Origin of the sequence: Guptibacillus sedimenti, assembly GCF_028610665.1 — a bacterium.
Taxonomy (GTDB): domain Bacteria; phylum Bacillota; class Bacilli; order Bacillales; family Guptibacillaceae; genus Guptibacillus; species Guptibacillus sedimenti.
In genome coordinates this window covers 39,330-53,676 of the sequence record NZ_JAQQWV010000011.1, presented here as the reverse complement: position 1 = coordinate 53,676, position 14,347 = coordinate 39,330, and the positions used below count along the sequence as shown (strand labels likewise).

16 protein-coding genes and 1 rRNA gene are annotated in these 14,347 nt (G+C 40.3%); 16 read left to right on the top strand and 1 reads right to left on the bottom strand.

Annotated features, from left to right (window positions below):
• The 11 genes from rrf (at window position 1) to rsmI (ending at window position 7,401) form a co-directional block, all read left to right on the top strand.
• A 5S ribosomal RNA gene (gene rrf / locus PQ578_RS21440) occupies window positions 1-117 on the top strand.
• 337 nt (window positions 118-454) lie between these two features.
• On the top strand, window positions 455-652 hold the full coding sequence (locus PQ578_RS21435; RefSeq protein WP_159780761.1) for a sigma factor G inhibitor Gin: 198 nt from the start codon (window positions 455-457) through the stop codon (window positions 650-652).
• A 156-nt stretch (window positions 653-808) separates the two neighbouring features.
• Entirely contained in the window at window positions 809-2,248 is a 1,440-nt protein-coding gene (locus PQ578_RS21430; RefSeq protein ID WP_273837138.1) for an aminotransferase class I/II-fold pyridoxal phosphate-dependent enzyme, read from the top strand.
• 4 nt (window positions 2,249-2,252) lie between these two features.
• Window positions 2,253-2,894 (top strand): dTMP kinase, encoded by a 642-nt coding sequence (gene tmk, locus PQ578_RS21425; RefSeq protein ID WP_273837136.1) that lies wholly within the window; start codon window positions 2,253-2,255, stop codon window positions 2,892-2,894.
• A gap of 35 nt (window positions 2,895-2,929) precedes the next feature.
• Window positions 2,930-3,259 carry a cyclic di-AMP receptor DarA gene (darA, locus tag PQ578_RS21420; RefSeq protein WP_098445895.1) on the top strand — a complete coding sequence of 110 codons (330 nt, stop codon included), beginning with the start codon at window positions 2,930-2,932 and terminating at the stop codon, window positions 3,257-3,259.
• 22 nt (window positions 3,260-3,281) lie between these two features.
• Window positions 3,282-4,268 (top strand): DNA polymerase III subunit delta', encoded by a 987-nt coding sequence (holB, locus tag PQ578_RS21415; protein ID WP_098445896.1) that lies wholly within the window; start codon window positions 3,282-3,284, stop codon window positions 4,266-4,268.
• A gap of 4 nt (window positions 4,269-4,272) precedes the next feature.
• The gene (locus PQ578_RS21410) at window positions 4,273-5,100 is read left to right on the top strand and encodes a PSP1 domain-containing protein (protein ID WP_098445897.1); all 828 of its coding nucleotides are present in this window, start codon (window positions 4,273-4,275) and stop codon (window positions 5,098-5,100) included.
• A 16-nt stretch (window positions 5,101-5,116) separates the two neighbouring features.
• Entirely contained in the window at window positions 5,117-5,461 is a 345-nt protein-coding gene (yabA, locus tag PQ578_RS21405; RefSeq protein WP_098445898.1) for a DNA replication initiation control protein YabA, read from the top strand.
• Between the two features lie 87 nt (window positions 5,462-5,548).
• Window positions 5,549-6,286: a tRNA1(Val) (adenine(37)-N6)-methyltransferase gene (locus tag PQ578_RS21400; protein WP_273837133.1), complete on the top strand. Its 738-nt coding sequence runs from the start codon at window positions 5,549-5,551 to the stop codon at window positions 6,284-6,286.
• The gene (locus PQ578_RS21395; protein WP_273837130.1) at window positions 6,273-6,575 is read left to right on the top strand and encodes a GIY-YIG nuclease family protein; all 303 of its coding nucleotides are present in this window, start codon (window positions 6,273-6,275) and stop codon (window positions 6,573-6,575) included. Before PQ578_RS21400 ends, PQ578_RS21395 begins: the two co-directional genes overlap by 14 nt.
• Window positions 6,535-7,401, top strand: a complete 867-nt coding sequence (gene rsmI / locus PQ578_RS21390; RefSeq protein WP_273837129.1) for a 16S rRNA (cytidine(1402)-2'-O)-methyltransferase — start codon at window positions 6,535-6,537, stop codon at window positions 7,399-7,401. The genes PQ578_RS21395 and rsmI overlap by 41 nt, the downstream gene beginning before the upstream one ends.
• A 51-nt stretch (window positions 7,402-7,452) precedes the next feature.
• Here the strand turns inward: rsmI and abrB are convergent, their stop codons facing one another.
• The gene (gene abrB / locus PQ578_RS21385; protein ID WP_098445902.1) at window positions 7,453-7,731 is read right to left on the bottom strand and encodes a transition state genes transcriptional regulator AbrB; all 279 of its coding nucleotides are present in this window, start codon (window positions 7,729-7,731) and stop codon (window positions 7,453-7,455) included.
• 523 nt (window positions 7,732-8,254) lie between these two features.
• On the opposite strand from abrB, the gene metG reads away from it, so the two are divergent.
• The 5 genes from metG (at window position 8,255) to rsmA (ending at window position 14,268) form a co-directional block, all read left to right on the top strand.
• Window positions 8,255-10,195 (top strand): methionine--tRNA ligase, encoded by a 1,941-nt coding sequence (gene metG, locus PQ578_RS21380; RefSeq protein WP_273837127.1) that lies wholly within the window; start codon window positions 8,255-8,257, stop codon window positions 10,193-10,195.
• A 279-nt stretch (window positions 10,196-10,474) separates the two neighbouring features.
• Window positions 10,475-11,245: a TatD family hydrolase gene (locus PQ578_RS21375; protein WP_273837124.1), complete on the top strand. Its 771-nt coding sequence runs from the start codon at window positions 10,475-10,477 to the stop codon at window positions 11,243-11,245.
• Window positions 11,246-11,400: 155 nt separating this feature from the next.
• A complete protein-coding gene (locus PQ578_RS21370; protein ID WP_273837122.1) occupies window positions 11,401-12,693 on the top strand; it encodes a G5 and 3D domain-containing protein in 1,293 nt (430 codons plus the stop codon).
• A 145-nt stretch (window positions 12,694-12,838) separates the two neighbouring features.
• Window positions 12,839-13,396, top strand: a complete 558-nt coding sequence (rnmV, locus tag PQ578_RS21365; protein WP_273837120.1) for a ribonuclease M5 — start codon at window positions 12,839-12,841, stop codon at window positions 13,394-13,396.
• Window positions 13,393-14,268 (top strand): 16S rRNA (adenine(1518)-N(6)/adenine(1519)-N(6))-dimethyltransferase RsmA, encoded by an 876-nt coding sequence (rsmA, locus tag PQ578_RS21360; RefSeq protein WP_273837118.1) that lies wholly within the window; start codon window positions 13,393-13,395, stop codon window positions 14,266-14,268. The genes rnmV and rsmA overlap by 4 nt, the downstream gene beginning before the upstream one ends.
• Window positions 14,269-14,347 lie beyond the last annotated feature (79 nt).

Genomic DNA, 14,347 nt, shown 5'->3' with positions numbered 1-14,347 from the left:
TCTAGTGACGATGGCGAAGAGGTCACACCCGTTCCCATGCCGAACACGGAAGTTAAGCTCTTCAGCGCCGATGGTAGTTGGGGGATCTCCCCCTGCAAGAGTAGGACGTCGCTGGGCAATGATGAAAAGCGAGAGACCAAACGGTTTCTCGCTTTTTTGTATGGTTTTATGGATGAGTTTTCACTGGCTCAAATCTTTCATTCATGATAATTGCGGAATTAATCTTAAATTCGCGGAAATATCTAAAATATAGCGGATTAAACTTGCTACCTTCACGTACCTCCTTGGCGAGAAGGATAATATACCTTTGAAATTTTCTTTCTTTTCGTAAATCACAGACACGGGATAAGTTACAGGCACATATCCTTAGAAAGAAGCGAAAATACAGCTTAAAATAAAAAATCGGTATAGATCCGCTATAATTGGGCAATGCTTTTACCATGGAGGTGGGAAGATGGAGAAGACAATCAGGGAGAGCTATAGTGAGTGCTGTCTTGTTTGTGAAGAGCACAGTTTCAAAGGCATCCATATTTGTGATCGTTTTATCTGTCATGACTGTGAGCGAAAGGTCATTCAAACAGATACCAGTCATGAAAACTATCAATTTTACCTTGAAAAACTACGCAAACTACGACTAAGTCGATTAGCATAAGCAGATAGCTGTTCCATTAAGCTATCTGTTTTTTACTTCACCTAAAGAAGGGACAATCATAAGGATTTGCTTATCCCTTTACTTCTCCGATAGTCGAGATAATGATAGAATACTAGTATAAGGAAATGACTCTTCAATAGATTGAAGTTGATTAAAATGCACAAAATGGATCAAGCTCCATTATATGAAGCTCTATTATCGTGGAAAGATCAAAATCCTTTTTCCTTTCATGTCCCCGGGCATAAGAATGGGACGAGTTTTTCTACATATAAACGTGCGGGTGATTTATATAAAGATTTATTGAAAATAGATGCAACTGAACTTTCTGGACTAGATGATCTTCATCATGCAGATGGTCCAATTAAAAAAGCAGAGCAGCTTACTGCTCATCTCTATGGAAGTGTTGAAAGTCGCTTTTTGGTAGGTGGTTCTACAGCTGGGAACCTGGCGATGATCATGGCGTTATGTTCTGAAGGAGATCGTGTTCTTGTTCAGAAGAACTGTCACAAATCTGTATTGAATGGACTGCGCTTAGCTAAAGCTAGACCTATTTTTCTCAGCCCATGTATTGATGAAGCAAGTCAGGTGCCGACAGGAGTATCACTCGATCTCATACGTCGTGCAATGAATCAATATAAAGATATCAAAGTGATTGTACTAACCAATCCAAATTATTATGGAATGACTGTTAACCTAGAGTCAATTATCTCTTATGCTCACCAGAATGGAATTCCGGTTCTAGTTGATGAGGCGCACGGTGCACATTTTGTAAAAGGGGAGTTTTTCCCTGAGAGTGCTTTAAAGCAAGGAGCAGATGTGGTCGTTCAATCTGCCCACAAAACCCTACCTGCTATGACGATGGGTTCTTACTTACACGTAGGGAATGAGACGTATAGGGATGCAATCAATGACTATTTACAACTCTTTCAATCAAGCAGTCCTTCCTATCCAATTATGGCTTCGCTCGATTTAGCGAGACACTATCTTTTTTCGCTGACAGATGATCAGCTTAGTCTTATTTTAGAAGAGGTTCATCAATTTAAGAAACAACTAAGTGAGGTTCCTGGGATAAGCGTCATAGCGGATGTAGGGCAAGCGTATCACCAGCTTGATCCTCTCAAAATTACGGTACAGTTATCTGGCATGTCGGGATATGACTTAGCAAAGAAACTTGAGAATGAGAATGTATTTGTTGAGCTTAGTGATCCTTTAAATGTTTTACTTGTATGCCCAATTGCTTCTAATAAGAAGGTTTTTGACTGGGGATTACAGGCATTTAAAAAAGTTGCTTCTCTCAGAGATGAAGCTGATTTTAATGTGTCATTAATTAAGATAGCTGATGAAGATATTACTTTTCCTGCTTATTCCTTTGCGGAGTTGGAGACGATGATGAAAGAGAAGGTTAAGATATGTGAGGCAAAGGGATTGATTGCAGCAAAAGCTGTCATTCCCTATCCACCGGGTGTTCCTATTGTCATACCGGGTGAACGAATTGGATTAGAGAAAATGGAACGGTTAGATATGATTTTACGTGCTGGTGGGCACATACAAGGATTAGATGGTGACATGATTGAGATTGCAAGAGAAGAGGAGTAAGGCAGTGAAAGGATTATTTATAACTTTTGAAGGACCAGATGGTGCGGGTAAATCCACACAGGTTCAGAAACTAGCTAATTATTTAAATGAAGAGGGGATTCGTTTTATTCATACACGAGAGCCTGGGGGTACAGCAATCAGTGATCAGATTCGTTCGTTGATTTTGAACCCAGAACATAAAGAAATGGTGGATGAGACAGAAGTTCTTCTTTATGCTTCATCGCGTGCGCAGCACGTAAGAGAGAAGATCATTCCGGCATTAAATGAAGGGTACCTTGTGATCTGTGATCGCTTTGTTGATGCATCAATTGCATATCAGGCAGTTGGGCTTGGATTAGATGTGGAAAGTGTGAAGGTCATTAACGAATTTGCTACCGGTGGACTTACCCCGGATCGGAGCTATATGATTGATCTGCCAGTTTCCGTTGGCAAAGAAAGAATGATTGCTAGAAATCAACTAGACCGCATTGAACAAAAAGGGACAGCTTATCATGAAAAAGTAAGAGAAGCCTTTTTGGAACTATATAAAGATAATAAAGAACGGATTCATTTAATTAATGGTGAGCAAAATGTTGATGAGATTTTTTCATCTATAATAAAGGATTTTAAAACACTTTGGGATAATTATTCTACTAATAGCAAATAAAAGGGTGGGGATTTGCCGCCCAGGGAGGGATACAAATGAAGTTAGTCATGGCTGTCGTACAGGATAAAGATAGCAATCGCTTATCCAATGCCCTGGTCGACCATAATTTTCAGGCGACAAAGCTTGCGACCACCGGTGGATTTTTGCGTGCAGGAAATACAACATTCCTTATTGGTACAGAAGACCATCGTGTGCAAAAGCTTCTTGATATCATTAAAGACAATTGCCAAAGCAGAGAGCAAATGGTGGCACCGGTATCTCCAATGGGAGGAAATGCGGACTCTTATGTCCCTTATCCTGTTGAGGTTTCGGTAGGAGGAGCAACGGTGTTTGTTCTTCCAGTAGAGGCTTTCCATCATTTTTAATACGGTAGGATGAGGGATAGAAATGGTAGATTGGAATGAATTAAAAGAACGCCAGCCTACGGTTGTTAGGATGGTAACCAACAGCTTCACAAAGGATCGACTTTCTCATGCGTACTTATTTGATGGTGGAGCAGGAACTGGTAAAAAAGATGTCGCCGTTCATATGGCAAAAACTTATTTTTGTCAGGAACGTACGGGGATTGAGCCTTGTCAACACTGCAAAGACTGCAAGCGAATTGATTCAGGAAACCACCCGGACCTTCACCTCATAGAGCCTGAAGGTCAATCAATCAAAATTGATCAAATAAGAAAGCTACAAAAGGAATTCTCCTATCTTGGAGTTGAATCTCGAAAAAAAGTATATATCTTGAATCATTCAGATCGAATGACAACGCAGGCTGCAAATAGTTTACTTAAATTCCTAGAAGAGCCGGGGCAAATGACGATGGCGATTTTATTAACTGAACAAAAGCAGCACATTCTTTCGACGATTTATTCGAGGTGCCAGGTCATTACCTTTCAGCCACTTTCAACAAATGGAGTGGAGGAAGCTCTTATAAACGATGGAGTGCCCTCATACCTTGCTAAATCGGCTGCTCAGCTAACGAATGATCAGCGTGCAGCAAAGGAGCTTGCACTTGATGAGTGGTTTGCACAGGCAAGAGCGATAGTGATACAATTGACTGAAGAGTTGAAGGAAAGACCTCATCAGGTTTTCCTAACGATCCATGACAAATGGCTAGCACATTTTAAGGATAAAACGCAGCAGGATATGGGCCTTAACCTTATGCTTTTTTGGTATAAGGATTTATTGAAAATACAACTGCAGGATAATCGGATTGTCTATGCAGATCAGAAGGATAAGCTCGAACGTTATGCCCTTCAATTCGGAAGAAAGAAGATAAGTCAGCATATGATGGCGATACTCGATGCCAAAAGACGTCTGAGTGCAAACACAAACCCACAGTTTGTGATGGAACAGCTAGTGCTCAGGTTACGGGAGGGATAAGTTTGTGTATGAAGTAGTTGGCGTTCGCTTTAAAAAAGCGGGGAAGATCTATTACTTTGATCCGAGTAGCCTCCAGGTGTCCGACAAAGAATTTGTTATCGTGGAGACTGCCAGAGGGGTTGAATTTGGGAAAGTTGTATTAGCTAACAAGCAAGTTGATGAAGAAGATATCGTTCTTCCTCTTAAGAAAGTAATTCGCATAGCCGATGAGAAAGATCGTCTTGCGGTCGAAGATAATAAACATGCAGCTGAAGAAGCATTTGATGTATGCGTTTCTAAAATTGAAGAGTACAAGCTTGATATGAAGCTTGTTGATGTGGAATATACATTTGATCGAAATAAAATTATTTTTTATTTCACAGCAGATGGAAGAGTAGATTTTCGCGAACTTGTGAAAGGGCTCGCATCCATTTTTCGAACAAGAATTGAACTTCGTCAGATTGGGGTACGCGATGAAGCGAAGATGCTCGGTGGTATTGGACCGTGTGGCAGAATGCTTTGTTGCTCAACGTGGCTTGGCGATTTTGAACCTGTTTCAATAAAGATGGCGAAAGATCAAAATTTATCCTTAAATCCTGCTAAAATATCAGGACTTTGCGGCAGATTAATGTGTTGCTTGAAGTATGAGAACGATGCTTATGAGTCTGGTAAAAAAGAGCTTCCAGACGTTGGGAAGACGATTCATACCGGACAGGGCAAAGGAAAAGTTGTTGGGTTGAATATATTGGAACGTCTTGTTCAGGTCGAATTGTTCGAACTTAACCGCGTGACAGAATATACGCTTGATGAATTAATACAAGACGGCGCAGTATCTACGCAAGCCACAGATTGATTGAGGTGGAACGGAAGTGGAGAAAAAAGAAGTTTTTTCACGTGTAAGCTCAATGGAAGAACAGATTGGTGACTTATACAAACAATTAGGCGAACTTAAAGAACATCTTGCAGGACTGCTGGAAGAAAATCACCATCTCGAAATTGAGAATCACCACTTGCGAGAGCGGTTAGAACAAACTTCAGAGCCGAAGAGTCATTCATCTGGCAAGAAGAAGCGTGGTAAGCCAGAAGTTGGAGAAGGCTATGATAATCTTGCCAGGTTGTACCAGGAAGGTTTTCATATATGTAATCTCCACTATGGTAGTATTCGGACAGAAGGAGATTGCCTTTTCTGCCTGTCATTCTTAAATAAAAAGTAGTGATCTGGTCTTTCCGTATCTGGAAAGACCTTTTTTACACTTTCGAGTGATTTAATAAACAATTCATATAGATAGGAGAACAGCATCATGCAATTAAACGGTGATGAACGAATTGATTACATCGTTGAAAACGAACTAAGCATTATTCAAAGTCCAACCGTTTTTTCTTTTTCCTTAGACGCAATTTTACTAGCTAGGTTTGCTTGGGTTCCAATCAAGCGTGGAAAGATAATCGATCTTTGTACAGGAAACGGTATTATCCCGCTGTTATTATCGCGGAAAAGTGAAGTTACGATTGAAGGGGTGGAAATTCAAGATCGCCTCTTTGATATGGGGCAGAGGAGTATTGAATTAAATAAACTAAACGCTCAATTAACCCTCCATCATGCGGATATTCGTGAATTACCTTCAACCATTAAACGGGAATCATATGATGCTGTTACGTGTAATCCACCATATTTTAAAAGTACGCGAAACGAGCAGCATAATTTAAACGAACATCTTACTATCGCACGACATGAAGTGATGTGTACCCTTGAAGATGTCATTCAGTCCTGTAGCCAAATAGTTAAGCAGGGCGGTAAGGTATCCCTAGTGCATCGTCCTGAAAGATTACTGGACATTATGACATTAATGCGAAAGTATCGAATCGAACCAAAAAGGATGCAACTCGTCTATCCGAAAGCTGGTAAAGAAGCAAATACATTGTTAATTGAAGGAATGAAAGATGGAAAACCTGATTTAAAAGTATTGCCGCCCTTCATTGTGTATCGAGACGACAATCACTACACTGATGAAATGAGAAATGTTTATGGAGAGCTATAATCACTATGTGTATATAGTGCAGTGTCGTGACGGAAGCTATTATACTGGCTATACGACCGATTTATCACATCGGTTGGCTCAGCATGAATGTGGAAAAGGTGCGAAATATACAAGGGGAAGAGGTCCGTTAACCCTCGTCTATCAAGCGGAATTCAAGACAAAGCGTGAAGCGATGCAAGTAGAGTATCAGATCAAACAACGATCGCGCGCTCAAAAAGAAATGATTATAAAAGAAGAGAGGCAAAATCATGTGGAGTCAACAGAGCTACAAAGAGACCGAGACAGGTAAGCTTTATCTCGTCCCCACCCCAATAGGCAATTTAAACGATATGACCTTTCGTGCAATTCAGACCTTAAAAGACGCTGATCTTATTGCAGCAGAAGATACGAGACAATCCAAAAAATTGACGAATCACTTCGAAATTGAAACAAAGTTAATTAGTTATCATGAGCATAACAAAGAGTCGAGTGGCCATAAATTATTGGAACGTTTAAGAGAAGGACAAACCATCGCCCTGATTAGTGATGCTGGAATGCCGGCTATTTCAGATCCTGGTTATGAAATTGTATCTTCTTGCGTCGCTGAAAATATTCCCGTTATCCCTTTGCCAGGAGCAAATGCAGCGATTACTGCACTTATAGCATCAGGGTTACCGACCCAACATTTCTATTATTACGGTTTTCTCTCGCGCCAGAAAAAGGAGCGAAAAAAGGAACTTTCTCATCTAAAAGGAATCCCTTCACCAATTTTGTTCTACGAAGCCCCCCATCGGTTAAAGGAAATGATGAAAGCAATCATTGAAGTACTTGGCAATAGAGAAGTTGTTATAGCAAGAGAATTAACGAAGCGGTATGAAGAATTTATCCGTGGAACTGCAGAAGAGGTGTTGGAATGGTGTGAACTGTCAGAGATTCGTGGTGAATTCTGCGTCATTGTTGAAGGTGGTAATGAAGAAGAGTCAAATGAAGAATCTTGGTGGGCAACCCTTTCTGTACAAGAACACGTTGAGCATTATATTAGTGAGGGAATGAAAAGTAAAGATGCGATCAAACAAGTATCTGTTGAAAGAGAACTTCCGAAAAGGGAGGTCTATCAGGTCTATCATGTCGAATAATCATGTCGAAAAAAAGCTCCTGCCTTAGGCAGGAGCTTTTGTAAACTACTATTATTTTGCTAGAGCTTTTTGAATTTCTTCCAATACTTGCTCTGCGCCTTCTTTGCTAAGAATAAGCTTGCCATTACCGATTGCAAGATTGTCATCGGATACTTCGCCAGTTACCTGACAAGTCATGTTAGGCTTATATTTCTTTAGGATGATGCGCTCGTCGTCAACATAGATTTCAAGAGCGTCCTTTTCTGCGATACCAAGTGTACGGCGTAATTCGATCGGAATAACAACACGGCCAAGCTCGTCAACTTTACGTACAATACCAGTAGATTTCATGTTTTATACTCCCCTATTCCCAATTTTTTATTAATTACGTCAGGATTCGACAAATTTCTCTATTTATGTTCTATATAATACCAGTGTTTCCCATTAGCGTCAATCCTTTTGAATGGGTAAATATTTCCTATAAAAGGTTGGTTAAGGGATTTATAGTACTATGAAATTGCCAAAACCTGACTTGCCTATATTGATAATTCGACAATTTTCTTGTAAATCCTTCGACATGAATTGTAAATTTGTGTAGGTAAAAAGGATTTAAGCTCCGCTTCCTTGCAATTATTCCTTAAATTAGTTATATTTTGATGAAGAAGATTTGTGCTTGATGTACATAGCGGAACGCAATTGCGGGCTGTAGTTAAAAGGTGCTAATGTTCTCGTCCAAGGTGGGACGGGAGCTTTTTATCTAGTAGCCCCCACCTCAAAACGTGAGTTTATTTGGACGTTAAGGTGGGGAATTCTTTGTTTCTAAAGAACGATCGAGATGTTCCACTTATCACTGTTTAATCAAGGAGGAAGCAACATGGGTGACAAGACGTTTTATATTACGACACCGATCTATTATCCTAGCGGTAAGCTACACATTGGCCATGCCTATACAACAGTAGCTGGCGATGCAATGGCTCGTTACAAGCGACTAAGAGGCTTTGAAGTTCAATACTTAACTGGAACTGATGAGCATGGACAAAAAATCCAAAAGAAAGCTCAGGAACAAGGTGTTACGCCTCAAGCATATGTTGATGACATCGTTGCGGGCATTAAAGACCTTTGGGATAAATTAGACATTAGTTACGACGATTTTATCCGCACAACAGAGAAGCGACACGAAGAGATTGTCGAAACAATTTTCCAAAAGATGTATGAAAAAGGCGATATCTATCTTGACCAGTACGAAGGATGGTATTGCACTCAGTGCGAGTCTTTCTTCACTGAACGCCAGTTAGTTGATGGCAAGTGTCCCGACTGCGGACGAGAAGTAGAAAAAGTGAAGGAAGAATCTTATTTCTTTAAAATGGGTAAATATGCTGACCGTCTCCTGAAATTTTACGAAGATAATCCTGAGTTTATCCAGCCGGAATCTAGAAAGAATGAAATGATCAACAACTTCATCAAGCCTGGTCTTGAAGATCTTGCCGTATCGCGAACTTCTTTCGACTGGGGCGTTAAAGTTCCTGGCGATCCCAAACACGTTATTTACGTTTGGATTGATGCGTTGTCCAATTACATCACCTCCCTGGGGTATGGAACTGAAAATGATGAGCTTTATAATAAGTTTTGGCCAGCCGATGTCCATCTTGTTGGTAAGGAAATCGTTCGTTTCCATACGATTTACTGGCCGATTATGTTAATGTCTCTTGATCTTCCTCTTCCTAAGAAAGTTTTTGCTCATGGATGGTTGTTAATGAAAGATGGAAAAATGTCGAAATCAAAAGGTAACGTCGTAGATCCCGTAACATTAATCGACCGTTATGGTTTGGATGCGTTGCGTTACTATCTATTACGCGAAGTACCGTTTGGTTCAGATGGCGTCTTTACACCAGAGAGCTTTGTTGAACGAATTAATCATGATTTAGCTAACGATCTTGGTAACTTGTTAAATCGAACAGTAGCCATGATTGCAAAATATTTTGACGGTGAAGTACCTGTTTATCAAGGGTCTGTTACCGTTTTTGACGATACTCTCGTTGAGATGGTCGATTCCACCATTTCAAAAGTAGAAAACTCTCTTGAGAATATGGAGTTTTCAGTAGCGCTAGCATCCATTTGGCAGCTCATTAGTCGTACGAACAAGTACATTGATGAAACGGAACCTTGGATTCTTGCAAAAGATGAGGCTAATAAGGAGAAACTTGGCGCCGTTATGGTTCATCTTGCTGAATCGTTAAGACAAGTTGGTATTCTTTTACAGCCTTTCCTAACGCAAACGCCTAAAAAGATTTGGGCCCAGCTGGGAATAGCAGAAGGTGAGAAAACAAGCTGGGATTCATTAGGTTTCAAAAAAGGCTACGGTGGCTCGACTGTTCAAAAAGATGCACCACTTTTTCCGCGTCTTGATCGTGAAGAAGAGGTTGCCTATATCGTCGAACAAATGGGTGGCAATGTTGTGAAAGAAGCACCTGCTGTAGAAAAACCAGATCTAGATGAAATTACAATTGATGACTTTACAAAAGTTGATTTAAGAGTAGCTCAAGTGCTGGAAGTTGAGCCGGTTAAAAAAGCAAATAAGCTTTTGAAATTGAAGTTAGATCTCGGTTATGAAACTAGGCAGGTTGTTTCAGGAATTGCAAAACATTATAAAGCAGAGGATCTCATTGGCAAGAAGGTCGTTTGTGTATCCAATCTTAAGCCAGTAACCCTAAGAGGAGAATTATCTGAAGGCATGATTCTAGCAGGCGAACACGATGGTGAACTAAAATTGTCGACCATTGCTGAAAGTTTGCCGAATGGAACTCAAATTAAATAATCACTCAAGACTCGGTCTTAATCAGACCGGGTCTTTTTTACTTTTCATTTCACAATTTATCCCTGTAAATAAATAGAGGGTTTATGAGTGGATTCCCTGCGTTTGCGCACCATAAAAGCAAAGCGAACCATGATAGAAAGCCTTAATATACAGAATATTCTAACTTATTTTCTGTTCGTTGTAAACAAATTGTAATTAAAATGAAACTGTTTAGACTTAGAAAAAAACTAGGACATTTGGTACACTAGCATCGTACTAGAGTGGAGAAGGAGTTTTGACATGCTATTCGACACACATACACATTTGAATGTTGAACAATTTTCCGAAGATCAACAAGAAGTGATTGAGCGGGCTCAAGCAGCAGGAGTCAGTAAGATGGTTGTAGTTGGTTTCGATCGTGAAACCATTACACAAGCTATGGCGCTTGTAGAAAAGCATGATTTTCTATACGCAGCAGTGGGTTGGCACCCTGTTGATGCAATTGACATGAAAGAGGAAGACCTCGAGTGGATTGAAGAACTTGCCGGTCATCCAAAAGTCGTTGCCATTGGCGAGATGGGCCTTGATTACCATTGGGACAAGTCACCTCATGACATACAAAAAGACGTTTTTCGTAAGCAAATTGCGCTTGCGAAAAGAGTGAATTTACCGATCATCATACATAATCGTGAAGCGACGAGAGATGTCATTGATGTATTGAAGGAAGAAAATGCAGCAGAGGTAGGCGGCATTATGCACTGTTTCGCTGGAACTGTAGAAGAGGCGAATGAGTGCCTTGAGATGAATTTCTACATTTCTCTTGGTGGTCCAGTGACATTTAAAAACGCTAAACTACCTAAGGAAGTTGCAAAAGAAATACCAGTTGATCGTTTGCTTATTGAAACAGATTGTCCATTTTTAGCACCGCACCCAAACCGCGGTAAACGAAATGAGCCTGCTTATGTAAAGCTTGTAGCAGAGCAAATTGCGGAGTTAAAGGGAATGGACTACGAAGAATTAGCAAGAAGAACATCTGAAAATGCGATGAACCTATTTGGGATTAATCGCTAATCAAAACCGTTGTCGTTAAAAAAAGAGATCATCTTATGCTTTTTGCAGAAACTTCCCCATCTAGAGTAAAGATAAAACCTTTTCTATTAATCTCGTAATGAGGGGATAAGTCAGAAGCTTTTCTTTATGAAACACAGTCGGTTCAGGGGGGATCTATGACAATGAAATCGAACATGGAAAACTTTTTTGCTCGTCTTAAGGGCGGAAAGAACGTATTCATGATTTGCTTAAGTGTAATTGTACTGGGTTTAGTCTCCGGCTTTATCGTGTTTGAAACTACAAAAGCTTCGGTCACGCTTGTCCTTGATGGGGAAGAGAAGTTAGTAGATACACATGCAGATACAGTTGCGGAGTTATTGAAAGATGAAAACTTGAGTCCTGATGCTCATGATTATTTAAGTCACGATTTATCAGCACAGCTTGATGCTGGTGACGTGATTGAATGGAAGCCGGCTTTTCAAGTAACTCTGTCGGTCAATGGCAAGGATCAACAGGTCTGGTCAACGCAACAGACCGTTAAAGGCTTTCTAGAAGATCAGAATATTAAGCTAAACGAACATGATGAAATGTCTGTTTCCCTCGATGATGAATTGAAGGAAGATATGACAATTGCCGTTGATGAGGCGTTTAAAGTGGCTGTAAATGACGGTGGAAAGCAGAATGATATTTGGACAACTTCGACTACGGTCGCTGGCTTTTTAGAACAGCAGAACATTCAACTTGGAGAACTTGATCGCGTAGAACCAGGAAAAAGCGAGAATGTAAAAGCGAACTCGGAAATCAACGTGATTCGAGTAGAAAAGGTCACCGATGTAGTGGAAGAACCAATCGAATATGCAACGATTAAGAAAAATGATAGCTCGATGCAAAAAGGAACTGAAAAAGTAGTAGAAGATGGACAAGAAGGCAAGCAAGAGAAACATTATGAAGTTGTTTTAGAAAATGGTAAAGAGGTTTCACGTGAACTTAAGAAAACCGATGTTGTGAAGGAAAGCAGTGACAAAATCGTTGCTGTGGGAACTCAGGTGATTATGCAAACCGCTGTTAAAACAAGTAGTGAGCCTTCAACACCTACTAAATCAACGAAATCGTCTATCAAACCTGAGCCTGCTGCTGAAGCGAAGAAGTCTGAACCAAAAGCTAAAAGTGAACCTTCTGGTAAAGTTCTTAACGTATCAACCACAGCTTACACAGCAAACTGTACAGGCTGTTCGGGAATTACTTCGACTGGGTTTAACTTAAAGTCCAACCCTAATGCGAAAGTGATTGCGGTTGATCCGAGTGTTATTCCACTTGGTTCAAAAGTATTTGTTGAAGGATATGGAACGGCCGTTGCTGCTGATACAGGGGGAGCAATCAAAGGAAATAAAATTGACGTCTTTTTCTCATCCAAGTCACAGGCCTATGCATGGGGAAATAAGACCGTACAAATTACGATTCTCGATTAGTGATCGATCTATGATATGCTATTAACACAGAGTGAGGCGAATCTCTCTCTGTGTTTTTTGTATGATAAAGAAAAGTTTAATGAGGAAAACTAAAAGAATTCACGCGTTATAAATAGAATCGGTTACGTATTATGGAGGAAACAGAGTGAAAGTAAAAGAAGTTATTATCGTAGAGGGTAAGAACGATACGCTGGCTGTTAAGCGTGCTTTAGATGCTGATACCCTTGAAACTAATGGTTCAGAGATTAGTGAAGAAACGCTCATACGAATTGAATTAGCCTGGAAGAGAAGAGGCGTTATTGTGTTTACAGACCCTGATTATCCTGGGACACGTATTCGACAGATCATAAGCGAGCGACTTCCTTCATGCAAGCATGCTTTTCTTAACAAAAAGCGAGCGATCTCTTCAAATGGAAAAAAAGTTGGGATCGAGCACGCTACCATTCAGGATATTCAAGAGGCCATCCTTTCAGTAAGAGAAGAGTTTGAGACACCAGAGGTTTTAATTGAATGGGAAGATTTAATTGCAGCAGGTCTTGTGGTTGGTGATCGTGCGAAGGATAGAAGAAAAGCTCTTGGTGAGCGGTTGCAGATGGGCTATATGAATGGCAAGCAGCTATTTAAACGACTTCAAATGTTTCAGATATCAAAAGAAGAGTTTCGTCAGGCACTCGAAGAAGTGTTACAGGAGGAAGAGAAATGAATAAAGAAATATCAACCCCCGTTAGAACAAAAGAAATACTCGCAAAATACGGCTTTACATTTAAGAAAAGTCTTGGGCAAAACTTTCTAATTGACTCGAATGTCCTAACTAAAATTGTCGATCAGGCTCAATTATCACCTGGGTCAGGTGCCATCGAAATTGGTCCTGGAATTGGTGCACTCACAGAAAAACTTGCGAAACGAGCAAAGAAAGTAGTGGCGTTTGAAATTGATCAGCGCCTTCTCCCAATTCTGGATGATACGCTGTCACCTTACCCCCATGTTCATATCCGCCATAGCGATGTGTTAGAAGCAGACGTTCATCAAGTTATCGCCGAAGAATTTGAAGAAGGTCAGGATTTAATGGTGGTGGCAAATCTTCCATATTATGTGACAACCCCTATACTGATGAAGTTATTAGAAGAAAAACTGCCGGTTCGTGGTATTGTGGTAATGATCCAAAAAGAAGTGGCTGAGCGTATAGCAGCTAAACCTGGCTCAAAAGAATATGGATCGCTTTCACTAGCTGTTCAGTATCATGCCGTAGCAAAAACGGCTTTAACTGTTCCTAAAACGGTATTCGTCCCTAAACCCAATGTTGATTCTGCTGTACTTCATTTAGAGTTACGACAGAAGCCTCCTGTTGATCTTTTGGATGAAGCTTATTTCTTTGAAGTTATTCGAGCTAGTTTTGGTCAGCGCAGAAAGACATTATTAAATAACTTGCAAAACAATTTACTGAGCAAAGATCAAAAGCCAATGATTGAAGAAGTATTAACAGAAACAGGAATTGATGGAAGACGTCGTGGAGAAACACTTTCAATGGAAGAGTTTGCGGCATTAAGCAATGCATTTTATAAGCGAAGAGCTTGATTTGAAAAACACCTTAGAGGGTGTTTTTTTTATCCGCTTTTGCTTTCGTATGGTAATGGCTGGTCGACACTCTTAATCC

Excerpts from the sequence above, each read along its gene's own strand:
- PQ578_RS21435 (WP_159780761.1), top strand. The coding sequence starts at position 455 with ATGGAGAAGACAATCAGGGAGAGCTATAGTGAGTGCTGTCTTGTTTGT.
- PQ578_RS21430 (WP_273837138.1), top strand. The coding sequence starts at position 809 with ATGCACAAAATGGATCAAGCTCCATTATATGAAGCTCTATTATCGTGG.
- darA (WP_098445895.1), top strand. The coding sequence starts at position 2,930 with ATGAAGTTAGTCATGGCTGTCGTACAGGATAAAGATAGCAATCGCTTA.
- holB (WP_098445896.1), top strand. The coding sequence starts at position 3,282 with ATGGTAGATTGGAATGAATTAAAAGAACGCCAGCCTACGGTTGTTAGG.
- PQ578_RS21400 (WP_273837133.1), top strand. The coding sequence starts at position 5,549 with ATGCAATTAAACGGTGATGAACGAATTGATTACATCGTTGAAAACGAA.
- PQ578_RS21395 (WP_273837130.1), top strand. The coding sequence starts at position 6,273 with ATGGAGAGCTATAATCACTATGTGTATATAGTGCAGTGTCGTGACGGA.
- rsmI (WP_273837129.1), top strand. The coding sequence starts at position 6,535 with ATGTGGAGTCAACAGAGCTACAAAGAGACCGAGACAGGTAAGCTTTAT.
- abrB (WP_098445902.1), bottom strand. The coding sequence starts at position 7,731 with ATGAAATCTACTGGTATTGTACGTAAAGTTGACGAGCTTGGCCGTGTT.
- metG (WP_273837127.1), top strand. The coding sequence starts at position 8,255 with ATGGGTGACAAGACGTTTTATATTACGACACCGATCTATTATCCTAGC.
- PQ578_RS21375 (WP_273837124.1), top strand. The coding sequence starts at position 10,475 with ATGCTATTCGACACACATACACATTTGAATGTTGAACAATTTTCCGAA.
- PQ578_RS21370 (WP_273837122.1), top strand. The coding sequence starts at position 11,401 with ATGACAATGAAATCGAACATGGAAAACTTTTTTGCTCGTCTTAAGGGC.
- rsmA (WP_273837118.1), top strand. The coding sequence starts at position 13,393 with ATGAATAAAGAAATATCAACCCCCGTTAGAACAAAAGAAATACTCGCA.